This window comes from Kribbella polygonati (assembly GCF_050320105.1).
In the GTDB taxonomy this organism is placed as follows: Bacteria; Actinomycetota; Actinomycetes; order Propionibacteriales; family Kribbellaceae; genus Kribbella.
Map to the genome: position 1 here is coordinate 558,354 of NZ_CP190129.1, position 19,635 is coordinate 577,988.

Consider the following 19,635-nt stretch of genomic DNA (forward strand, 5'->3'; position numbering starts at 1 on the left):
AAAGTGCCGGTTTCGGGCCGGTGAATCGGCGCGGATCGGGCGATTGTGGACAACCGGGGCCGGTTCGCGTTGCGGGTGGGCGGTCACGTACACTTCCGGTGGCGCCCCGTGTGAGCGGGGCGACTACGCATGCCCGCACAAGTGCGTCAATCCAACGGTCCCGGAGCAGTCCGGGTGGATTCGCGCGACGGGCATCAGGAGCCACGGGCCAACCCGGTCCGTGGCGTGACAACCGAGTAGACCCGGAAACACCCCGGGTCGCAATAAGGAGACCACCTCATGGCCGTCGTGACCATGAAGCAGCTGCTCGAGAGCGGCGTGCACTTCGGGCACCAGACCCGGCGCTGGAACCCGAAGATGAAGCGCTACATCCTCACCGAGCGCAACGGCATCTACATCATCGACCTGCAGCAGTCGCTGTCCTACATCGACCGCGCGTACGAGTTCGTCCGCAGCACGGTCGCGTCGGGCGGGGCGATCCTGTTCGTCGGTACCAAGAAGCAGGCGCAGGAAGCGATCGCCGAGCAGGCGACGCGGGTGGGGATGCCGTACGTGAACCAGCGCTGGCTGGGCGGCATGCTGACCAACTTCCAGACCGTGAACAAGCGGCTCCAGCGTCTGAAGGAGCTCGAGCTCATCGACTTCGACGACGTCGCCGCCTCCGGTGTCACCAAGAAGGAGCTGCTGCAGAAGCGTCGCGAGCACGACAAGCTGCTCAAGACCCTCGGCGGTATCCGCGACATGGCCCGGGTTCCGGCCGCCGTGTGGATCGTGGACACCAAGAAGGAGCACCTCGCGGTCGACGAGGCGCGCAAGCTGAAGCTGCCGATCATCGGCATCCTGGACACCAACTGCGACCCGGACGAGGTCGACTACCCGATTCCGGGGAACGACGACGCGATCCGTTCGGTCGGCCTGCTCACCCGGGTCGTCGCGGACGCCGTCGCGGACGGCCTGATGGGCCGCTCCGGCCAGGGCTCCGCCGCGGCCGGCGAGGAGCTGGGTGCGGAAGAGCCGCTGGCCGCCTGGGAGCGCGAGCTGCTGGAGAGCCAGAACGGCAAGGCCGGTGACGAGAAGGCGACCGAGGCCAAGGCCGACGAGGCCGCGCCGAAGGCCGACGAGACCCCGGCAGAGGCTCCCGCCGAGGCCGAGGCCGAGGCCGCGGCCGAGGTCCTGACCGAGCCGGTCGCCACCGACGCCGAGATCACCGAGGCGACGGACGACGCGCCGAAGGCCGACGAGGCCTGATCGCCACGGGTGCCGTCCGGTTCACCGCCGGACGGCACCACCGCCCGCTCATCCAGCCGCATCGAGAAAACGAGAGAACGAGGAATGGCGAACTACACCGCCGCTGACGTGAAGAAGCTCCGCGACACCACCGGCGCGGGCATGATGGACGCGAAGAAGGCGCTCGAGGCCACCGACGGCGACTTCGAGAAGGCCATCGAGGAGCTGCGCATCAAGGGCGCGGCCAAGGCGCAGAAGCGCGGCGCCGAGCGGTCCGCCACCAACGGCCTGGTGGCCGCGGCGGAGAACGCGCTGGTCCAGCTGAACTGCGAGACCGACTTCGTCGCGAAGAACGAGCAGTTCCAGCAGCTCGCCGCCGACATCGTCGCGCACGCGTCGGCCAGCAAGGTCGGCGACGTCGAGGGCCTGCTCAACGAGAAGCTCACCGACGGCAAGTCGGTCGCCGAGAACATCGAGGCCCTGGCCGCGGTCATCGGCGAGAAGCTGGAGCTCGGCAAGGTGGCCGTGTTCGACGGCAAGGTGACGGCGTACATGCACAAGCGCGCCGCGGACCTGCCGGCTCAGGTCGGCGTGCTGGTCGAGTTCGAGGGCGACAACGTCGAGGCCGCCCGCGGTGCCGCCATGCAGGCCGCCGCGATGCGTCCGCTCTACACCACCCGCGACGAGGTTCCGGCCGAGACGGTCGAGAACGAGAAGCGGATCGCCGAGGCGACCGCTCGCGAGGAGGGCAAGCCCGAGGGCGCCCTGCCGAAGATCGTCGAGGGCCGGGTGAACGGTTTCTTCAAGGACGTCGTGCTGCTCGAGCAGCCGTCGGTCACGGAGAACAAGAAGACCGTGAAGGCCGTGCTGGACGAGGCCGGTGTGACCGTGAAGCGGTTCGCCCGCTTCGAGGTCGGCGCCTGATCCCGTAAGGATCTGAGCGCAAGGCAACGAGCACAGCCAACGAGGAGGCCGGAATCGTGACGGAAACCCTGGGTACCGAGACGAGTCCGGCCTCTTCGCCGTTCTCGCCCGCCTATCACCGGGTGCTCTTGAAGCTCTCGGGTGAGGTGTTCGGTGGCGGCAAGCTCGGCGTCGACCCGGACGTGGTGAACTCGATCGCCAAGCAGATCGCGGACGTGGCCAGGGCCGGCGTCCAGGTCGCCGTGGTGGTCGGCGGCGGCAACTTCTTCCGCGGTGCCGAGCTCCAGCAGCGCGGCATGGAGCGGAACCGGGCCGACTACATGGGCATGCTCGGCACCGTGATGAACTGTCTGGCCCTGCAGGACTTCCTGGAGAAGCTCGGCATCGAGACGCGGGTGCAGACCGCGATCACGATGGGCCAGGTCGCCGAGCCGTACATCCCGCGCAAGGCCGAGCGGCACCTGGAGAAGGGCCGCGTGGTGATCTTCGGCGCCGGTTCCGGTATGCCGTACTTCTCCACCGACACGGTCGCCGCGCAGCGGGCCCTCGAGGTCGGCGCCGAGGCGCTGCTGATGGGCAAGCAGGGCGTGGACGGCGTGTACGACTCGGACCCGAAGAAGAACCCGGACGCGGTCAAGTTCGACCAGTTGTCGTACGACGACTTCCTGGCCCGCGGGCTGCGGGTCGCGGACGCCACCGCGATCAGCCTGGCCCGCGACAACGCGCTGCCGATCGTGATCTTCGGCCTCGAAGAGGGCAATATCGAGCGCGTCATCCACGGCGAGAAGATCGGCACCGTCGTCTCGCGGGGGCAATAAACCCCGATAACCGGTTGTCAGCCACGTACGACTAGGATCGGGACACAGGTGGCCGCGCCGAGGCGGCCCAGAGGAAGCGAGGAATGGCCGTGATCGACGAAGCTCTCCGCGATGCCGACCAGAAGATGGCGAAGGCCGTGGAGGTCGCGAAGGACGACTTCGCCGCGATCCGCACCGGCCGCGCCCACCCGCAGATGTTCGCGGGCATCCTGGCCGACTACTACGGCAGCCCGACGCCGCTGCAGCAGCTGGCCGGCTTCCAGGTCCCCGAGCCCCGCACGGTGCTGATCTCGCCGTACGACAAGGGCGCGATGGCCGCGATCGAGAAGGCGATCCGCGACTCCGACCTCGGGGTGAACCCGAGCGACGACGGCGCGGTGATCCGGGTCGTGCTGCCGGCGCTGACCGAGGAGCGCCGCAAGGAGTACATCAAGGTCGCGAAGACCAAGGCCGAGGACGCCAAGGTCTCGGTCCGCAACATCCGCCGGCACGCCATGGACCAGGTACACAAGACGGTCAAGGACGGCGACGCGGGCGAGGACGAGGGCAAGAGTGCTGAGAAGCGGCTCGACGGGTTGACGAAGAAGTATGTCGACTCCATCGACGACCTGCTCAAGCACAAGGAAGCCGAACTGCTCGAGGTGTGATGGGCGTCGAGAGCACGCCCGCGCCGAGTCCCAGCCCGAGCCGCGCCGGGCGGAACCTGCCGGCCGCGATCGCGGTGGGTGTCGGGCTCGGTGCGCTGATCCTCGGATCGCTGTACTGGCAGAAGGTGCTGTTCGTCGTCCTGGTGCTGGCGACCGTCCTGGTGGCGGTCGACGAGATGATCAAGGCGCTGCGCACCGGCGGTGCGGTGATCCCGAAGATCCCGTTGTTCGTCGGTACGGCGGCGATGCTGCTGGCGGCGTACTTCGGCGGCCCGATGGCGCTGCTGGTGGCGCTCGGGTTCACCGTGCTGGGGACGATCTTCTGGCGGATGCCGGGTGGATCGGTCGGGTTCGTCCGCGACGCCAGTGCCGGGGTGTTCCTGATCGGGTACGTGCCGCTGCTGGCCGGGTTCGCGATCCTGCTGGTGCAGCCGGACGCGGACGGTCCGGGCCGGGTGGTGACGTTCTTCGTCGTCACGGTGGCCAGCGACGTCGGCGGGTACGCGGCCGGCGTGCTGTTCGGCAAGCATCCGATGGCGCCGACGATCAGCCCGAAGAAGTCCTGGGAGGGCTTCACCGGCTCGGCGCTCGCGTGTATCGGCGCGGGCGTCGCCGCAGTGGTCTTCCTGCTGCACGGTGACTGGTGGGTCGGCGCGATCGTCGGCGCGGTCGCGGTCCTCACCGCGACGGTCGGTGACCTGGGCGAGTCGATGATCAAGCGTGACCTCGGCATCAAGGACATGTCGAACCTGCTGCCCGGTCACGGTGGCGTGATGGACCGCCTGGACTCGCTCCTCGCCACCGCCCCGATCGTGTGGCTCCTCCTGCATCTCCTGGTGAAAGCATGACGATTGCTCCCGACGGACGTCCGCTGATCGGTGACGTCGTACGCCTGGACCGCATGCAGGCGTCGGACATCGACGAGCTGTACGCCGCGATCGGCAACGAGCAGGTGTTCGCGGGCGGTTTCGGCGGTGGCCCCGGGGCGTTGCCGGCGAGCGCGGAGGACATGCGCGCCCAGTGGATCCCCGCCGCCGAGAAGCGGTTCGCGTACGTCGTCCGGCTGGTTGCCGACGGCACCGTCGTCGGTACGTCGAGCCTCGCCGACGTCGACGTGGTGAACGAGCGGATCCACCTCGGTTTCACCGGCTACGCGCCGGCGGTGTGGGGCACGGCGGTCAACCCGGCGACGAAGCTCCTGCTGCTGGAGCACGCGTTCGAGACGTGCGGATTCGGCCGCGTGAAGATCCAGACCGGTACGAAGAACACCCGCTCGCAGGCCGCGATCGCGAAGCTCGGGGCGACCCGGGAAGGCGTGCTGCGACGGCACATGCGGCAGGCGGACGGCTCGTTCCGGGACACGGTCGTGTTCTCGATCCTGGCCGACGAGTGGCCGGACGTGCGGAAGCGGCTCGAGGACCGGATCAGCCGGTGAGCTTTGCCAGCGCCGCGTAGTTCGCGAGCAGTGCGGCCCGGTCGAACGTGTTGGTCGTGACGAGCAGCTCGTCGGCGCCAGTACGGCGTACCAGGTCGGTGAGCGTTTCGTCGACCTCGGCCGGGGTGCCGTAGATCTGGCCGCGGAGCGCGTTGCCGAAGTACTCCTGCTCGCGCGCCGTCAGTTCCGCCGGTACGTCGGCCTGGAGCGGGGGGAAGACGCCGCGAGTCCGCGAGTACGCGCTGGCCCAGGCCTCGGGCAGCAGCAACTGCCGCGCTGCCTCGGTGGAGTCGGCGACCGCCGCAGTCACTGCGAGGATCACATAAGGTTCCGGCGCCCAGGCAGACGGCTGGAATGTGCTGCGATAGTCCTCCAGCAACGAAGCCGAGTCAGGGCGTGACGCGAGCACAACAGGAAGCCCCAGCGCGGCAGCGATCGCGGCGCCTTCGCCCACGGCCAGGATGTACGGCGGGATCCGCAGCCCCTCGCCGGGCCGCGCGTGCACGGACGACGTACCGGCCAGATAGCCGAGCAGCTCCTGGACCTGGCCGCTGAAGTCGTCCGCCGCGTCCTTCTCCACCCCGAGCGCCCGCCGTACGCCGTTCGTGAAGCCGACCGAGCGGCCGAGGCCCATGTCGATCCGGCCCGGATACAGCGACTCCAGTACGCCGAACTGCTCCGCCACGACGAGTGGCCTGTGGTTCGGCAGCATCACGCCGCCGGTGCCGACGCGGATCCGATCGGTGCGCGCGGCAACGGCCGCGGCCAGCACCGTAGGCGCCGAGCCGACCACACCGGGCACGCTGTGGTGCTCCGAGACCCAGAAACGCTTGTAGCCGAGCTCTTCCACCTGCTGCGCCACCTCGACCGTCGCGCGCAGCGTCTCCGCCTCCGACTCGCCCACACGCGTCCGAGAGCGGTCGAGAACTGACAGCGGGACGGAGACCATGCAAAGTCCAACCGGCCCGCCGGAGACCTCATTCCCCTAGCAGTAGTCGCAGGTCGTCCCGGAATCGCGCGGCATCGCCCAACGGAGCCAGGAACGCCCGCTCCACCTCCAATCGAACCTCCTCGGCCGCGGCGAACGTCGACTCCCCGAGAGCCGTGAGTACGACGACGTTCCGCCGCCGGTCCTCGGAACTGCGCCGGCGTTCGACAAAACCGCGCTCCTCGAGTCCGTCCAGCAGGTCGCCGATCGACGTCCGGTCCACCCGGAGCCGCGCCGCGACCTCGAGCTGGGAGAGCGGCTCGCCGGACGCGACCGCGTTCAGCACCGCGAGGTCGCGCCCGTTCAGCCCGTGCGGCGCGAGCGCGGCCGTCTGCGCCTCGGTGAGCTGCGCGAGGACGTGTTTGAGCAGATACCCGAGCCGTTCCGACATACCGCCGAATCTACCGGGGAACTGATCGTCAGGAATATTGATCATCAGCTACCCTGATGATTATGCCACCGACCTTCGGTCTGAAGACCACCCCGATGCACGTCCCGTACGCCGACATCCGCCGTGTCTGGCTCGAGGCCGACGAGTTCCCGCAGATCGGCGACGCCTGGCTGTGGGACCACTTCCTCCCGCTCCGTGGCCCCAAGGACGGCGACGTACTCGAAGGCTGGACCCTCCTGACGGCGCTCGCCGCGCAGACGACCCGGCTACGACTGGGCCTGCTGGTCACCAACAACCGCGCGCGCCACCCCGCCGTCCTCGGCAAGATCGCCAGCACGCTCGACGTGATCTCCGACGGCCGCCTGATCATGGGCCTCGGCGCAGGCGGCACCGTGCAGCCCGCCGACCGGCACGGCATCGCGGGACCGAATCCGGGGATCGAGGAGTACCTCGCCTACGGCCTCGAACTCGTACCGCCGCGGGAGGGCCTCGGCCGGCTCCGCGAGACGATCGAGATCCTCCGCCGGATGTGGACCGAGGAGGAGTTCGACTTCGACGGCCGGTACTACACCCTCGAGCGCAACCGGAACTCGCCGAAGCCGGTCCAGAAGGACGGTCCGCCGCTGCTGATCGGCGGCTGGGGTGACCGGATGCTGCGACTGGTCGCGCAGTACGCCGACCAGTGGAACATCAGCGGCCCGCCGCACACCGACTTCGGCACCCTCGCCGACCGGATCCGCCGACTGGACGCGGAGTGCGAGCGGATCGGGCGGGACCCGGCGGCGATCAGCCGCTCGCTGCAGCAGATCGTGTCGTACGACGACCCGGCCGAGACGCGGGCGATCGTCCGGGAGGCCGTTGGGCTGGGGTTCGACCACATCGTGCTGTCACTGCGGAGCCCGTATCCCGACCGCGTCGTGGAGTGGCTGGTGCGGGAAATCATCGACCCTTTCGACTGAGATCGAACCGTGCGGTGATTTTTTCACCGCAATGCGGCTGAGTGTGTCAGCATCAAACACAGACGATCCGCCCCGGTCGTCCAGTGAGGAGCTGACATGATTCCCACGACGAAGTTCAAGGCCGCGCTCTGCGGTCTCACGCTGATCGCGGCAGCGGTCCTCCCGGTGAACGCCGCCGGCGCCGTACCGGCCGGCACGTCGATCGCAGTGACCAAGCCGGTGCCGAAGCTCGGCTACTCGACGCAGAGCGTCAAGACGCTGAACATCGACTTCCAGTACCAGCAGACCGGCTACTGGTGCGGCCCGGCCGCGACCCGGATCGCACTCTCCGCCCGGATCTCACCGCCCAGCCAGCAGCAGCTCGCCGACGAGCTGCCGACCACGACCAACGGCACGGACTGGATCGGTCAGGTCACGCGGGTGCTGAACAACCACGTCGGCACCGGCTGGTACGAGACCAAGGAGATGCCGAACGACCCGCCCACCCAGGCGCAGCGCGACCTGCTCTGGCGGGACATCGTGCTCGACATCGACAACAACTACCCGATCGTCGCCAACATCGTTGCCCCGGCCAACAACCACCCGCCGGGCTACCCGAACTACACGATCTACCACTACTTCACGGTGATCGGGTACGACTCCGGCGACCAGACCGTGCTGATCGCCGACCCGGCCGGCTTCGCCCCGACAGCGACGTACTGGCTGACCTTCGACCAGCTCGCCACCCTCATCCCGCCGAAGGGCTACGCGGCCTGAGGCCGGCGCCGGGCGCCGCCGCGGCGCGGCGTCCGGCGTGATCCACGGCACGAAACGGATGTGAATTTGTGAAGCGCCACACCGGCGGGCGACAATAGGGCGGTTATGTCTACCTCCCTGCCTCTTGTCTTCGATGAGCCGCGCCGTGCCAAGAAGCCGCCGCGGCACCTGGCCGACCTGTCCGGGGAGGAGCGGCGGACGGCGGTCGAGGCGCTGGGCGAGCCCGCGTTCCGGGCCAAGCAGCTGTCCAACCACTACTTCTCCCGGCTGGTGTCCGACCCAGCCGAGATGACCGACCTGCCGGCCGCGACCCGCGACAAGCTGGTCGGCGAGCTGATGCCGCCGCTGCTGACCAAGGTCCGCGACCTGGAGTGCGACAACGGCGAGACCCGGAAGACGCTGTGGAAGCTGCTCGACGGTTCGCTCGTCGAGTCGGTGCTGATGCGGTACCCGGGGCGCGTGACGATGTGCGTGTCGTCGCAGGCCGGCTGCGGGATGGCGTGCCCGTTCTGCGCGACCGGCCAGGGCGGCCTGACCCGGAACATGACCACCGCGGAGATCGTCGAGCAGGTCGTCGACGGTGCGCGGGCGCTGGCGCGCGGCGAGATCGCCGGCGGGCCGGGGCGGGTCTCGAACATCGTGTTCATGGGCATGGGCGAGCCGATGGCCAACTACAAGGCCGTGATCGGCGCGGTCCGGCGCTTCACCGACCCGTCGCCGGAGGGCCTCGGGATCTCGGCGCGCGGCGTGACCGTGTCGACGGTCGGGCTGGTGCCGCGGATCAACCAGCTCGCGACCGAGGGGATCCCGGTGACGCTGGCGCTGTCGCTGCACGCGCCGGACGACGAGCTGCGCGACGAGCTGGTGCCGATCAACAACCGCTGGAAGGTCGACGAGGTGCTGGACGCGGCCTGGGCGTACGCCGAGCAGACCAAGCGCCGGGTCTCGATCGAGTATGCGATGATCCGCGACATCAACGACCACGCCTGGCGCGCCGACCTGCTGGCCGAGAAGCTCCGCGCCCGTGGCAACTGGGGCTGGGTGCACGTCAACCTGATCCCGCTGAACCCGACGCCCGGCTCCAAGTGGACCGCGTCCGACCCGGCCGACGAGCGCGAGTTCGTCCGGCGGCTCGAGGCCGGCGGCATTCCGGTCACGGTCCGCGACACCCGCGGCCAGGAGATCGACGGCGCCTGCGGGCAGCTCGCCGCGGCGAGCAAGTCCTGATGCTCCGCCCGCAGTTCCGGGTCCGCCGGATGGGGCAGCGGTACGACTGCGCCCAGGTCGACGCACTGGTCGACCGGATCGTCGCCACCGCCGAACGCCGGTCCGCCGGGCCGGACGTCACAGTCGGCGACCTCCGCCAGGCTGCCTTCGGTACGCCGGTCTTCGGGCCTGGGTACTCGATCGAGGAGGTCGACAACTTCCTGACCGAGGCCGAACGCTGGCTCCCGGGTGCGCCGCCGCCGAGCGCACCGGCGCCAAGCGTTGCGGTAGGACGCTCGGCGCCCCAGTTCACTCCGGTGCGACTCCGCGAGGGCTACGACGTCGGTCAGGTGGACGACCTGGTCGACCGGGTGATGGCGACCGTGAACGGCCAGCCGGTCAGTCGTCCGGTGACGGCGCAGGAGGTCCGCGACGTGCAGTTCCGCACGGTCCGCCTGACCGAGGGTTACGACATGTCCGAGGTCGACGCCTTCCTCGACGAAGCCGCGACCTGGCTCGTCTAGACCTCGAACACGTTCGGCCGGTCGAGGATCCACCTCCAGGTCCCGTCCGGCTGTCGGCGCGCAACTTCCGCGGTGGCGACCGTCGGGCTGAGCACAGTCGACGTCAGCGCCAGATCTCCGGCGACGAGCGTCGGAGACTGCTTGCCCGGCCGCGCGGTGAGGTCCGGCGGCAGCGAGGCGTAGTACGCCCGGATCGCCTGGTGACCGACCGCGAGCGAGCCGTCCGGGAGCGCGAGCACCGCATCCGGCTCGTACAGGTCGACCAGGCCGTCGACGTCGTGGGCGTTGAGCCGGTCGACAATCAGCTGGGAGAGGTCGTGCGGCGACTGGGCTGTCATGCCGTTCACGCTAGAGCAAGCCACCGACAGTCCCGGCGTACCCGGTCTGGGATGATCGGCTGGTGAAGATCCTCTCGATTCAGTCGGCGGTGGCGTTCGGGCATGTGGGCAACTCCGCGGCGGTGTTCCCGCTGCAGCGGATCGGCGTGGAGGTGCTGCCGGTCTACACGGTGAACTTCTCGAACCACACCGGGTACGGCGCGTGGCGGGGGCCGATGATCAGCCCGGACGACGTACGGGAGGTGCTGCGGGGGATCGAGGACCGGGGCGTGCTGCCGCAGATCGACGTGGTGCTGTCCGGGTACCAGGGCGGCGAGGGGATCGGGGACGTCATCCTCGAGGCGGTCGAGCGGGTGAAGGCGGCCAACCCGGCGGCGGTGTACTCGTGCGACCCGGTGATGGGGAACGCGAAGTCCGGGTGCTTCGTCGCGCCCGCGATCCCGGTGCTGCTGCGCGACCGGGTGGTGCCGGCGGCCGACATCATCACGCCGAACCAGTTCGAGCTGGGCTTCCTCACCAACACCGAGCCGGACACGCTCGAGTCGACGCTGGCCTCGGTGGAGCTGGCCCGCGCGACCGGTCCGAGCACGGTGCTGGTCACCAGCGTGGAGCGCCCCGACCGCGAGGACGGCACGATCGAGATGCTGGCCGTGGACGACAGCGGCGCGTGGCTGGTGCAGACGCCGTACATCCCGATGAAGGCGAACGGGTCCGGCGACGTGACGGCCGCGCTGTTCACGGCGCACTACCGCAGTACGGGCGATCTCGCGGACGCGCTCGCGCGGACCACGTCGAGTGTGTTCGACCTGCTCACCCGCACCCACGAGTCGGGGGAGCGGGAGCTGCAGCTGGTCGAGTCGCAGGACGCGTACGCGAACCCGAAGCTGGAGTTCAAGCCGCAGCAGGTCGGCTAGGCGTCGGCGAGGATCTTCGCCAGCTCGTCCGGCTGGGAGAGCATCGGCCAGTGGCCGGTGTTCAGCTCGGCGAGCTCCCACCGCGGTGACTCGAGCTGCTCGAGCACCGCGGCGGACGGCATCGGGCCGTCCATCAGGCATTTCAGGTACGTCGTGGGCAGCTCGCCGATCGGCCGGACCAGCTCGGCCGGCTCCGTGATCGAGCGTGCCGGGTGCGGCGTACCGCGGGACAGGATCAGCGCGATCGTCTCCTCGCACAGGTCCTGGCCCACGTAGTCCTCGGCCTCCAACGGCGGCCAGTACCCGCCGGACTGCTCCATCTGGTCCCGCAACCAGGCCTGCCCTTCCGCGGACCAGCCGTCCACGAACGACTGACCGTCGGCCGGGATGTTCGAGTCGACGTACACCACCCGCCGCAGCCGGTCCCCGATCCGCCCCGCCGCCTGCCCGGTCGGCACGCCGGCGTAGCTGTGCCCGACCAGCACGACGTCCCGCAGATCGTTCTCCTCGACGACCCGCACGATGTCCTGGACGTGCTCCTGCTGCCCGGCATCAACCCCACGCCGCTCGGCCAACCCGCTCAACGTCACCGGATGAACCTCGTGCCCGGCGTCCCGCAGCACCTGAGCCACCTCGTCCCACGCCCAAGCACCCAACCAAGCCCCCGGCACCAACACAAAGCTCACCATGCCCAGCACCGTAAACCACCCCACCGACAAACTGAGTCCATGCAGGTACGCCGCTACACCGAAGCCGACCGCCAAGCCGTCCTCGCACTGGCCCCACGCCTCGCGGAAGGAGTCGCCCCATGGCGATCATCCGAGGGAGTTCTCGCCGCCGTCACCGGCTGGGTCGTCGAGGCCCTCGCACGATCGACCGAACCGGGCCGGATCGTGCTCGTCGCCGAGGACGACGGCATCGTCGGGTTCGTCTCCGGCGAGCAGCGCACGCACTGGGCTGGCGACCGCGAGCTGTATGTGGGTGAACTGGTGGTTGCCCCGGGTCATGAAGGTCAGGGCGTGGGGCGGGCGTTGATGGAGTCGGCCGCGGAGTACGCCAAGCTGCAGGGGCTCAAAGCGGTCACCCTCGACACAGGTGCTGCCAACAGCAATGCCCGTGCGTTCTACGGCCGCCTGGGCTTCGCTGAGGAGGACGTGAAGCTGACCAAGACGCTCAGCTGACCAGGTCGGCTGCTTCGTTGATGGTGGGGACCAGGTGGACCGACATGGGGCGGTTGGTGGAGAGGGACTGGAGTAGGGGCCAGACGGGGAGGGTGGTGGTCCAGTGGTTGACGTCTACGAGGACCAGGGGGATCTGGGTGGCTGCGTCGCCGTAGTAGTTGGGGGTGGCGGCCTGGAAGACCTCCTGGACGGTGCCGGCGGCTCCTGGGAGGTAGATGATGCCGCCTCGGGCGCGGCTGAGCAGTACGTCCTCACGCTGTGCGTTGGAGAAGTACTTCGCGATCGCGGACGCGAACACGTTCGGCGGCTCGTGACCGTAGAACCAGGTCGGGATCGACACCCCACCGTCGCCCGGGAACTCCCGCCGTACGTCGAGACCCGCCGTGGCCCACGCCGCGATCGACGGACGGAACGACGGTACGGCGGCCAGCCGGGTCAGCACGTCCTCGACCACGGAGTCGTCGTACGCCGCCAGCGACGCCCCGAGGTTGGCCGCCTCCATCGCGCCCGGACCGCCGCCCGTGACCACCACATGCCCGCGGCGGGCCAGCGTACGGCCGAGTAACACGGCAGACCGGTAGTCGGAAGAACCGCGCAGTACGCCGTGGCCGCCCATCACGCCGACCCACGACTTCGACGAGGGCAGCTCCGTCAGCGCATCGGCGATCGCGTGGTCGTGCAGGGCAGCGGCGAGCGTACGGCCCGTGTCGCCCTTCTCGTCGTGTTGCCGGGACCACGCGTAGATCTGGGCATCCGGCGTGGCGTCGTACCCGTGCTCGAGCCCCGCGTACAGCTCGTCGGCGTCGTACAGCCGCCCGCGGTACGCGTCGAACGGCAGCTCGGGGATCGCCGGGAACACCAGCCCGCCGCCGTCCCGTACCCAGGCGTCCGCCTGATCCTCCAGCGCACAGCCGAGGAACACCGACCCGGTCGGCTTCAGCCCGAGGAGTTCCGTCGTACGACGGGTCAGGTCCACCGACTGCACCCGCCAGCCGGCCATCGACGCGGCCCCGGCCGCCAGCAATCGGTCGAAGTGCTCCAGGGATTCGATGTCCACATGCGGGATGCTCGGCAACGTCACGGACAGCACCGTAATGGACGCGCACCACCAGGTGAGGTAATGGTTGGACATGACACAGCGGACACATGCGGAGCTCTGGGAGCGTCACAAGGCCGTCATGCCGGCATGGCTCGCGTTGTACTACGAGGAGCCGATCGAGATCGTGCAGGGGTCCGGCCGCCGGGTGACCGACGGCGAGGGCAACACGTACCTCGACTTCTTCGCCGGCATCCTGACCAACGCGATCGGGTACGACATCGCGGAGATCTCGGACGCGGTCCGCGAGCAGCTCGGGTCGGGGATCGCGCACACGTCGACGGTGTACCTGATCCGCAAGCAGATCGAGCTGGCCGAGCAGATCGCCGAGCTGTCCGGGATCCCGGACGCGAAGGTGTTCTTCGCGAACTCCGGCACCGAGGCGAACGAGACGGCGCTGCTGCTCGCCACCCAGGCGCGGCGCTCGAACCAGGTGCTCGCGATGCGCAACTCGTACCACGGCCGCGCGTTCGGCACCGTGGCGATCACCGGCAACCGCGGATGGTCCGCGAGCAGCCTGTCGCCGGTCAACGTGCAGTACCTGCAGGGCGCGTACCGGTACCGCAGCCCGTTCCGCGACCTGCCGGACGCGGAGTACGTCAAGGTCTGCGTCGACGACCTGCGCAACGTCATCGAGACCACGACCGCGGGTGACGTCGCCTGCCTGATCGCGGAGCCGATCCAGGGCGTCGGCGGGTTCTCCTCGCCGCCCGACGGGCTGTACGCCGCGTTCAAGGAGGTGCTGGACGAGTACGGGATCCTGTTCATCTCGGACGAGGTGCAGACCGGGTGGGGCCGCACCGGCGAGCACTTCTGGGGGATCCAGGCGCACAACGTCGTACCGGACGCGATGACGTTCGCGAAGGGGCTCGGCAACGGGTTCGCGATCGGCGGGGTGGTCGCCAAGGGCGAGCTGATGGACAGCATCAAGGCGAACTCGCTGTCCACGTTCGGCGGCAACCCGATCTCGACCACCGCGGCGAAGGCGACGATCGACTACCTGCTCGACAAGGACCTGCAGGCGAACGCGGCCAAGCGCGGCGCCCAGCTGGCCGACGGGCTGCGCGGGATCTCCGACGAGTTCCCGGAGCTCGGCGACGTCCGCGGCAAGGGGCTGATGCTGGCCGCCGAGATCGTCAAGCCCGACGACCAGACACCCGACCCGGCCGCCACCGCCAAACTCCAGCAGGAGACCAAGGACCGCGGCCTGCTGATCGGCAAGGGCGGCCTCTACGGCAACGTCCTCCGAATGGCCCCACCGATGACCCTCACCGAGGAAGAGGCCGCCGAAGCACTGGAGATCATCCGCGACTCCTTCGGCACCCTGCACTGATCACGAGGTGAGGTGCAGAACCTCCGCACGACGGCTCAGCCAGAGTTCGTTGCCTTGTCGCTCGATCGTCGGTCGGGCGGCAAGGAACGCGGCCAGCCACCGGTCCTGAGCCTGTAGCGCCGGCTCGCAGGCCTTCCTGGTGGCCGCGAGCGAGCTGACGACCATCTCGTGCTTGTCGATCGACGCGGCGCCGGTCAGCGTGTTGCAGCCCGCGTCGGCCGTCACCGTGTCGGTGGTGAACGTGAGCCGGATGACCGATCCCGCGACGATGCCGCGGTTGGCGATGCTGTGGGCGACCCAGGTGGCGTCGGTGAGGTCGGACAGCTCGGGAGTGTGCCCCAGCGCGTACGTCGCGCTGCGCCCCGCGGCGGCGCCGCAGGCGGACAGTACGACCATCGCCGTGACGACGCTGAGTAGGCCGCGGCCGGACATGGTGATCAGTATGCCCCAATACACCATTGACAGCATTGTCGGGGCGGGGGAAATTTGAATGACACAGGCCGGAATGTGGCAATAGCCGCCGGCCAGGGGGATTTTTGCGCAAATTCCCGGATCGAGCCCGATTGCTCACCGAGGGGCGCGGATGACCACAACAGCGGAAGGCGTTCCGACCGCACAGAAGCTCACTTTCGCGACAATGACGACGATGGTCGTCGGCAGTATGGTCGGCGCCGGCGTGTTCTCGCTGCCGGCCCGGTTCGCCCAGCAAACCGGTGTGGCCGGGGCGCTGATTGCCTGGACGATCGCGGGCGTCGGCATGCTGATGCTGGCGTTCGTGTTCCAGACGCTGGCGGTCCGGAAACCTGATCTGGACGCCGGTGTGTACGCGTATGCCAAAGCCGGTTTCGGTGATTATCCGGGCTTCTTCTCGGCTTTCGGCTATTGGGCAAGCGCTTGTGTGGGAACGGTCACCTACTGGGTGCTGATCATGTCGACCGCCGGTGCCGTCATTCCGGCGCTCGGCGACGGCGACACCTGGCCGGCGGCGGTTTTGTCGACGATCGGTACCTGGGTTTTTTACTTCTTCGTCAGGAAAGGTGTTCGGGAGGCAGCGGTCATCAACCGGATCGTCACGATCGCCAAGGTGATCCCGATTCTGGTGTTCGTGGTGCTGTGCGTGTTCGCGCTGCGTCCGCGGGTCTTCGCGGACAACTGGAGCGGCGGCTCCGACGTCGGCGGCCTGTTCACCCAGGTCCGCGGCACGATGCTCGTGACCGTTTTCGTGTTCCTCGGCGTGGAAGGCGCGAGCGTGTACTCGCGGCACGCCAAGCGGCGGGAGGACGTCGGCCGGGCCACGGTCCTCGGCTTCCTGTGCGTCTTCGCGGTGTTCGCATCGGTGACGATCGTCTCCTACGGGATCATGCCGTACTCCGAGCTCGCGGACCTGCGGCAGCCGTCGATGGCGTCCGTACTCGAGACGGCGTACGGGCAGTGGGGGAAGGTCTTCGTCAGCCTCGGGCTGATCATCTCGGTGCTCGGCGCGTACCTGGCGTGGACGCTGATGGCGGCTGAGGTGCTGTTCGTGGCCGCCAAGGACAACGACATGCCGCGGTTCCTGAAGGCGCACAACCCGGAGACCGACGTACCCGGCGCGGCGTTGCTGATGTCGACGCTGCTCGTCCAGGTGATGCTGGTCGTGGTGCTGTTCTCGGAGGACGCGTTCGGGTTCGCGCTCGACCTGACCAGTGCGCTGACGTTGATCCCGTTCCTGCTGGCGGCGGCGTACGGCCTGAAGATCGCCCTGAACGGGGACGGCTACGAGGGGGCCGGGAGGACCCGGGACCTGGTGATCGCGTCGCTGGCGACGATCTATACCGCGTTCCTGCTGGTGGCCGCCGGGATCCGGTTCATCCTGCTCGCGCTGATCATCTACGCGCCGGCGACGGTGCTGTTCGTGATGACGCGGCGCGAGCAGGGCAAACGACTGTTCAGCCCGGTCGAGCTGGTCATCCTCGCGGTTTCGATCGCGGGCGCCGTGATCGGCATCGTCGCGCTCGCGGCCGGCTGGATCACCATCTAGGACGAGAGGACCCACCCCATGACCGAGGCACATGGCGTTCACTCGGAGGTCGGGAGGCTGCGCAAGGTGCTGGTCTGCGCACCGGGCCTGGCGCACCGCAGGCTGACCCCGACGAACGCCGACGACCTGCTGTTCGACGACGTGATGTGGGTGGAGAACGCGCAGCGCGACCACGCCGACTTCGTGAACAAGCTCCGCGGCCGTGGCGTCGAGGTGGTCGAGCTGCACGATCTGCTCACCGGGACGTTGGAGATCCCCGAGGCGAAGGCGTGGCTGCTGGACCGCAAGATCGTACCGAACATCGTCGGGCTCGGCCTGGTCGACGACACCCGCGCGTACCTGGAGTCGATCCCGGAGCGGGAGCTCGCCGAGTACCTGATCGGTGGGCTCGCGGTGTCCGACCTCTCCGGCGAGTTCGGGACCGGGTACGTCGCCCTGGCGCGTGAGCAGATCGGCGCTCGCGAGTACCTGATGCCGCCGCTGCCGAACACCCTCTACACCCGCGACACCACCTGCTGGCTGTACGGCGGCCTGACGATGAACCCGCTGTACTGGCCCGCCCGGCACGACGAAACCCTGATCTACAAGGCGATCTACTCGTTCCATCCCGGGTACGTCGGGTCGACGGTGTGGTGGGGCGATCCGGAGAAGGACTGGGCGCAGGCCACCTTCGAGGGCGGCGACATCATGCCGGCCGGGAACGGCGCCGTACTGATGGGGATGAGCGAACGTACGTCGCGGCAGGCGATCACGCAGGTCGCGGCCGCGCTGTTCGCGCGGGAGGCCGCCGAACGCGTGGTGGTGGCCGGGATGCCGAAGCTGCGGTCGGCGATGCACCTCGACACGGTCTTCACGTTCGCCGACCGCGACGTCGTCACGCTGTACCCGGCGATCGTGGACGCTATCCACAGCTTCAGCCTGCGCCCGAGCGACAAGAAGCCCGGCCTGGAGGTCACCGACGAGGGAACCAAGCCGTTCGTCGAGGTGGTGGCCGAATCACTTGGCCTGAAGGAACTCCGCGTGATCGAGACCGGCGGCGACCTCTACGCGTCCGAACGGCAGCAGTGGGACAGCGGCAACAACGCGGTCGCCGTCGAGCCCGGCGTCGTCTTCACTTACGACCGCAACACCACCACCAACACCCTGCTCCGCAAGGCCGGGGTGGAGGTCATCTCAATCGTTGGAGCCGAACTGGGCCGCGGCCGAGGCGGGGGCCACTGCATGACTTGCCCCCTCACCCGCGACCCAGTCGACTTTTGATCCGGTGGTGCCCCGGCCGAGCGCTTGTCGTGCCGGTCGTACTTGTCAGATCGGGGCGCCTTGGCCCGGGTCATTGGTCAGGGGGAGGGGTGGCGGGGCGCCGGTCACCTTGCGGCGGCGGCGCGAGCGGCCCTCGAGGTACTTCGCCAGCAGGGACAGCAGCGAGCACAGGCCGATGTAGATGACCGCGGTGACGATGTACGTCGGGATGTACGGGAACCCGTACGTGAGCCGGCCGCCCATCTGCTTCGCGACGTACAGCAGCTCGCCGTAGGTGATGATGAAGCCGAGGGCCGTGTCCTTCAGCAGGACGACGAGCTGGCTGACGATCGCCGGCAGCATCGCGCTGATTGCCTGTGGCAACAGCACCAGCCGGACCACCTGGTTCTTCCGAAGTCCGAGCGCGTACGCCGCCTCGCGCTGACCCTTCGGCACCGCGGCGATGCCGGCCCGGAAGATCTCCGCCAGCACCGAGCCGTTGTACAGCGTGAGGCCGAACACGACCGCCCAGAACGGGCCCAGCCCGAGGCCGAACTGGATGTTGCCGAAGTAGAAGTAGAACATCAGGATCAGCAGCGGGACCGCGCGGAACAGCTCGACGATCAGCGTCGCGGGCGTCCGCACCCACTTGTGGTCGCTGATCCGCGCCGCGGCGAACACCGCACCGAAAACCAGAGCCAGGACGGCCGCGAGGCCGGCGGCCTTCAGCGTGTGCAGCAGCCCGTCCAGCATCTGCCGCTGGATCGCCTTGTACTGGAACTGCTGCCAGAGCCGGCCCTCGAACTGGCCGTACACGTACATCCGGTGGATCAGCCAGGCGAGCGCGCCCAGCAGCACCACGACGACCACGACGTTGGAGATCCGGTTCCGGACCTTCGCCCGCGGACCGGGGGTCTCGTACAGGACTGAGCTCATCAGGCCACCGCCGTCCGTCGTTCGGCCCACCGTTGCAGGAAGATCAGCGGCACGATCAGGATCAGGAACCCGATCGTGATCCAGAGCAGCGTGAGCAGTTGGTTCTCACCGCGCTCGGACATCGCCGCCGGGATGGCACCGGCCTCCGCGACCGAGAAGCCGGCCGCGATCGTGGTGTTCTTCAGCAGCGCGATCAGCACGCTCATCAACGGCGGGATGATCGCCCGGAACGCCTGCGGCAGTACGACGATCGTGAGCACCTGGAAGAACGACATACCGACCGCGCGGGCAGCCTCGGACTGACCGGGGGCGATCGTGTTCACGCCGGACCGGACCACCTCGCAGATGAACGCCGACGTATAGATCGTCAGCGCGCCGACCGCGGTCCAGAACGGGTTCGGCAGCGCGAGGTGCATCTTGGCGGCGCCGAAGAACAGGAACGCGAAGACCAGCGTGAGCGGGGTGTTCCGCAGGACGTTGACGTAACCCGTGCCGAAGCCACGCAGCGCCGGTACCGGGGACACGCGGCAGGCACCCAGCAGCGTGCCGATGACGAGACTGAGTACGCCGGACACCACGAACAGGCGGATCGTCAGCCAGAAACCGTCCCGGAACAGCGGCCAGTTGTCGGTGAGGACCGAGAACATCGCGACCTTCCTCTTGCCTTACAGGAACAGAGTCCGGCCGCGGCGCCTGCAGGAGG

At 68.7% G+C, this 19,635-nt stretch carries 23 protein-coding genes; 15 read left to right on the forward strand and 8 right to left on the reverse strand.

What is annotated here, in order from left to right:
- The first annotated feature begins 279 nt into the window (after positions 1-279).
- The 6 genes from rpsB to ACQHIV_RS02630 all read left to right on the forward strand — a co-directional run bounded on the left by rpsB (position 280) and on the right by ACQHIV_RS02630 (position 5,051).
- The gene (gene rpsB, locus ACQHIV_RS02605; RefSeq protein WP_427891264.1) at positions 280-1,248 is read left to right on the forward strand and encodes a 30S ribosomal protein S2; all 969 of its coding nucleotides are present in this window, start codon (positions 280-282) and stop codon (positions 1,246-1,248) included.
- Between the two features lie 84 nt (positions 1,249-1,332).
- Positions 1,333-2,151, forward strand: coding sequence for a translation elongation factor Ts (gene tsf / locus ACQHIV_RS02610; protein WP_427891266.1), 819 nt, complete (start codon positions 1,333-1,335; stop codon positions 2,149-2,151).
- A 56-nt stretch (positions 2,152-2,207) separates the two neighbouring features.
- Positions 2,208-2,969 carry a UMP kinase gene (gene pyrH / locus ACQHIV_RS02615; protein WP_344188123.1) on the forward strand — a complete coding sequence of 254 codons (762 nt, stop codon included), beginning with the start codon at positions 2,208-2,210 and terminating at the stop codon, positions 2,967-2,969.
- A 92-nt stretch (positions 2,970-3,061) separates the two neighbouring features.
- Positions 3,062-3,616 (forward strand): ribosome recycling factor, encoded by a 555-nt coding sequence (gene frr, locus ACQHIV_RS02620; RefSeq protein WP_380196954.1) that lies wholly within the window; start codon positions 3,062-3,064, stop codon positions 3,614-3,616.
- Complete coding sequence (locus ACQHIV_RS02625) at positions 3,616-4,464, forward strand: phosphatidate cytidylyltransferase (RefSeq protein WP_427891268.1); 849 nt, start codon at positions 3,616-3,618, stop codon at positions 4,462-4,464. The genes frr and ACQHIV_RS02625 overlap by 1 nt, the downstream gene beginning before the upstream one ends.
- Complete coding sequence (locus ACQHIV_RS02630; RefSeq protein ID WP_427891270.1) at positions 4,461-5,051, forward strand: GNAT family N-acetyltransferase; 591 nt, start codon at positions 4,461-4,463, stop codon at positions 5,049-5,051. The genes ACQHIV_RS02625 and ACQHIV_RS02630 overlap by 4 nt, the downstream gene beginning before the upstream one ends.
- Here ACQHIV_RS02630 and ACQHIV_RS02635 read toward each other — a convergent pair.
- Together ACQHIV_RS02635 and ACQHIV_RS02640 are read right to left on the reverse strand one after the other, a co-directional pair.
- The gene (locus ACQHIV_RS02635) at positions 5,041-6,000 is read right to left on the reverse strand and encodes an MsnO8 family LLM class oxidoreductase (RefSeq protein ID WP_427891272.1); all 960 of its coding nucleotides are present in this window, start codon (positions 5,998-6,000) and stop codon (positions 5,041-5,043) included. The genes ACQHIV_RS02630 and ACQHIV_RS02635 overlap by 11 nt on opposite strands.
- A 28-nt stretch (positions 6,001-6,028) precedes the next feature.
- Positions 6,029-6,430 carry a MarR family winged helix-turn-helix transcriptional regulator gene (locus tag ACQHIV_RS02640; RefSeq protein WP_427891274.1) on the reverse strand — a complete coding sequence of 134 codons (402 nt, stop codon included), beginning with the start codon at positions 6,428-6,430 and terminating at the stop codon, positions 6,029-6,031.
- Between the two features lie 62 nt (positions 6,431-6,492).
- On the opposite strand from ACQHIV_RS02640, the gene ACQHIV_RS02645 reads away from it, so the two are divergent.
- The 4 genes from ACQHIV_RS02645 (at position 6,493) to ACQHIV_RS02660 (ending at position 9,875) form a co-directional block, all read left to right on the forward strand.
- Positions 6,493-7,389 carry an LLM class flavin-dependent oxidoreductase gene (locus tag ACQHIV_RS02645; RefSeq protein ID WP_427891276.1) on the forward strand — a complete coding sequence of 299 codons (897 nt, stop codon included), beginning with the start codon at positions 6,493-6,495 and terminating at the stop codon, positions 7,387-7,389.
- A 96-nt stretch (positions 7,390-7,485) separates the two neighbouring features.
- Complete coding sequence (locus tag ACQHIV_RS02650) at positions 7,486-8,145, forward strand: C39 family peptidase (RefSeq protein WP_427891278.1); 660 nt, start codon at positions 7,486-7,488, stop codon at positions 8,143-8,145.
- A gap of 105 nt (positions 8,146-8,250) precedes the next feature.
- On the forward strand, positions 8,251-9,372 hold the full coding sequence (gene rlmN / locus ACQHIV_RS02655) for a 23S rRNA (adenine(2503)-C(2))-methyltransferase RlmN (RefSeq protein ID WP_427891280.1): 1,122 nt from the start codon (positions 8,251-8,253) through the stop codon (positions 9,370-9,372).
- Positions 9,372-9,875 (forward strand): DivIVA domain-containing protein, encoded by a 504-nt coding sequence (locus ACQHIV_RS02660; RefSeq protein ID WP_427891282.1) that lies wholly within the window; start codon positions 9,372-9,374, stop codon positions 9,873-9,875. Before rlmN ends, ACQHIV_RS02660 begins: the two co-directional genes overlap by 1 nt.
- On the opposite strand, the gene ACQHIV_RS02665 is transcribed toward ACQHIV_RS02660, so the two are convergent.
- Positions 9,872-10,213: a YybH family protein gene (locus tag ACQHIV_RS02665; RefSeq protein WP_427891284.1), complete on the reverse strand. Its 342-nt coding sequence runs from the start codon at positions 10,211-10,213 to the stop codon at positions 9,872-9,874. The genes ACQHIV_RS02660 and ACQHIV_RS02665 overlap by 4 nt on opposite strands.
- A gap of 62 nt (positions 10,214-10,275) precedes the next feature.
- Between ACQHIV_RS02665 and pdxY the strand changes: the two genes are divergently transcribed.
- Positions 10,276-11,127 (forward strand): pyridoxal kinase PdxY, encoded by an 852-nt coding sequence (gene pdxY / locus ACQHIV_RS02670; protein WP_427891286.1) that lies wholly within the window; start codon positions 10,276-10,278, stop codon positions 11,125-11,127.
- On the opposite strand, the gene ACQHIV_RS02675 is transcribed toward pdxY, so the two are convergent.
- Positions 11,124-11,816 (reverse strand): alpha/beta fold hydrolase, encoded by a 693-nt coding sequence (locus tag ACQHIV_RS02675; protein WP_427891290.1) that lies wholly within the window; start codon positions 11,814-11,816, stop codon positions 11,124-11,126. The two genes, pdxY and ACQHIV_RS02675, sit on opposite strands and share 4 nt — an antisense overlap.
- Positions 11,817-11,855: 39 nt before the next feature.
- Between ACQHIV_RS02675 and ACQHIV_RS02680 the strand changes: the two genes are divergently transcribed.
- Positions 11,856-12,308 carry an N-acetyltransferase family protein gene (locus tag ACQHIV_RS02680; RefSeq protein ID WP_427891292.1) on the forward strand — a complete coding sequence of 151 codons (453 nt, stop codon included), beginning with the start codon at positions 11,856-11,858 and terminating at the stop codon, positions 12,306-12,308.
- Here ACQHIV_RS02680 and ACQHIV_RS02685 read toward each other — a convergent pair.
- On the reverse strand, positions 12,301-13,389 hold the full coding sequence (locus tag ACQHIV_RS02685; RefSeq protein WP_427891294.1) for an LOG family protein: 1,089 nt from the start codon (positions 13,387-13,389) through the stop codon (positions 12,301-12,303). The genes ACQHIV_RS02680 and ACQHIV_RS02685 overlap by 8 nt on opposite strands.
- 49 nt (positions 13,390-13,438) lie before the next feature.
- Here ACQHIV_RS02685 and ACQHIV_RS02690 point away from each other — a divergent pair, with 49 nt between their 5' ends.
- The gene (locus ACQHIV_RS02690; protein WP_427891295.1) at positions 13,439-14,737 is read left to right on the forward strand and encodes an aspartate aminotransferase family protein; all 1,299 of its coding nucleotides are present in this window, start codon (positions 13,439-13,441) and stop codon (positions 14,735-14,737) included.
- On the opposite strand, the gene ACQHIV_RS02695 is transcribed toward ACQHIV_RS02690, so the two are convergent.
- Positions 14,738-15,196, reverse strand: coding sequence for an META domain-containing protein (locus ACQHIV_RS02695; RefSeq protein WP_427891296.1), 459 nt, complete (start codon positions 15,194-15,196; stop codon positions 14,738-14,740). It abuts the gene before it with no gap.
- 124 nt (positions 15,197-15,320) lie between these two features.
- On the opposite strand from ACQHIV_RS02695, the gene ACQHIV_RS02700 reads away from it, so the two are divergent.
- Positions 15,321-16,757, forward strand: coding sequence for a basic amino acid/polyamine antiporter (locus tag ACQHIV_RS02700; RefSeq protein ID WP_427891298.1), 1,437 nt, complete (start codon positions 15,321-15,323; stop codon positions 16,755-16,757).
- An 18-nt stretch (positions 16,758-16,775) separates the two neighbouring features.
- Positions 16,776-18,017 (forward strand): arginine deiminase, encoded by a 1,242-nt coding sequence (locus ACQHIV_RS02705; protein ID WP_427891299.1) that lies wholly within the window; start codon positions 16,776-16,778, stop codon positions 18,015-18,017.
- A 45-nt stretch (positions 18,018-18,062) separates the two neighbouring features.
- On the opposite strand, the gene ACQHIV_RS02710 is transcribed toward ACQHIV_RS02705, so the two are convergent.
- Both ACQHIV_RS02710 and ACQHIV_RS02715 read right to left on the reverse strand, forming a co-directional pair.
- Positions 18,063-18,932 carry an amino acid ABC transporter permease gene (locus ACQHIV_RS02710; protein WP_427891301.1) on the reverse strand — a complete coding sequence of 290 codons (870 nt, stop codon included), beginning with the start codon at positions 18,930-18,932 and terminating at the stop codon, positions 18,063-18,065.
- Positions 18,932-19,579: an amino acid ABC transporter permease gene (locus tag ACQHIV_RS02715; RefSeq protein WP_427891303.1), complete on the reverse strand. Its 648-nt coding sequence runs from the start codon at positions 19,577-19,579 to the stop codon at positions 18,932-18,934. Before ACQHIV_RS02715 ends, ACQHIV_RS02710 begins: the two co-directional genes overlap by 1 nt.
- Positions 19,580-19,635: the final 56 nt, after the last annotated feature.

Excerpts from the sequence above, each read along its gene's own strand:
- rpsB (WP_427891264.1), top strand. The coding sequence starts at position 280 with ATGGCCGTCGTGACCATGAAGCAGCTGCTCGAGAGCGGCGTGCACTTC.
- tsf (WP_427891266.1), top strand. The coding sequence starts at position 1,333 with ATGGCGAACTACACCGCCGCTGACGTGAAGAAGCTCCGCGACACCACC.
- ACQHIV_RS02625 (WP_427891268.1), top strand. The coding sequence starts at position 3,616 with ATGGGCGTCGAGAGCACGCCCGCGCCGAGTCCCAGCCCGAGCCGCGCC.
- ACQHIV_RS02630 (WP_427891270.1), top strand. The coding sequence starts at position 4,461 with ATGACGATTGCTCCCGACGGACGTCCGCTGATCGGTGACGTCGTACGC.
- ACQHIV_RS02635 (WP_427891272.1), bottom strand. The coding sequence starts at position 6,000 with ATGGTCTCCGTCCCGCTGTCAGTTCTCGACCGCTCTCGGACGCGTGTG.
- ACQHIV_RS02640 (WP_427891274.1), bottom strand. The coding sequence starts at position 6,430 with ATGTCGGAACGGCTCGGGTATCTGCTCAAACACGTCCTCGCGCAGCTC.
- ACQHIV_RS02645 (WP_427891276.1), top strand. The coding sequence starts at position 6,493 with ATGCCACCGACCTTCGGTCTGAAGACCACCCCGATGCACGTCCCGTAC.
- ACQHIV_RS02650 (WP_427891278.1), top strand. The coding sequence starts at position 7,486 with ATGATTCCCACGACGAAGTTCAAGGCCGCGCTCTGCGGTCTCACGCTG.
- rlmN (WP_427891280.1), top strand. The coding sequence starts at position 8,251 with ATGTCTACCTCCCTGCCTCTTGTCTTCGATGAGCCGCGCCGTGCCAAG.
- ACQHIV_RS02660 (WP_427891282.1), top strand. The coding sequence starts at position 9,372 with ATGCTCCGCCCGCAGTTCCGGGTCCGCCGGATGGGGCAGCGGTACGAC.
- ACQHIV_RS02665 (WP_427891284.1), bottom strand. The coding sequence starts at position 10,213 with ATGACAGCCCAGTCGCCGCACGACCTCTCCCAGCTGATTGTCGACCGG.
- ACQHIV_RS02675 (WP_427891290.1), bottom strand. The coding sequence starts at position 11,816 with ATGGTGAGCTTTGTGTTGGTGCCGGGGGCTTGGTTGGGTGCTTGGGCG.
- ACQHIV_RS02680 (WP_427891292.1), top strand. The coding sequence starts at position 11,856 with ATGCAGGTACGCCGCTACACCGAAGCCGACCGCCAAGCCGTCCTCGCA.
- ACQHIV_RS02690 (WP_427891295.1), top strand. The coding sequence starts at position 13,439 with ATGACACAGCGGACACATGCGGAGCTCTGGGAGCGTCACAAGGCCGTC.
- ACQHIV_RS02695 (WP_427891296.1), bottom strand. The coding sequence starts at position 15,196 with ATGGTGTATTGGGGCATACTGATCACCATGTCCGGCCGCGGCCTACTC.
- ACQHIV_RS02700 (WP_427891298.1), top strand. The coding sequence starts at position 15,321 with ATGACCACAACAGCGGAAGGCGTTCCGACCGCACAGAAGCTCACTTTC.
- ACQHIV_RS02705 (WP_427891299.1), top strand. The coding sequence starts at position 16,776 with ATGACCGAGGCACATGGCGTTCACTCGGAGGTCGGGAGGCTGCGCAAG.
- ACQHIV_RS02710 (WP_427891301.1), bottom strand. The coding sequence starts at position 18,932 with ATGAGCTCAGTCCTGTACGAGACCCCCGGTCCGCGGGCGAAGGTCCGG.
- ACQHIV_RS02715 (WP_427891303.1), bottom strand. The coding sequence starts at position 19,579 with ATGTTCTCGGTCCTCACCGACAACTGGCCGCTGTTCCGGGACGGTTTC.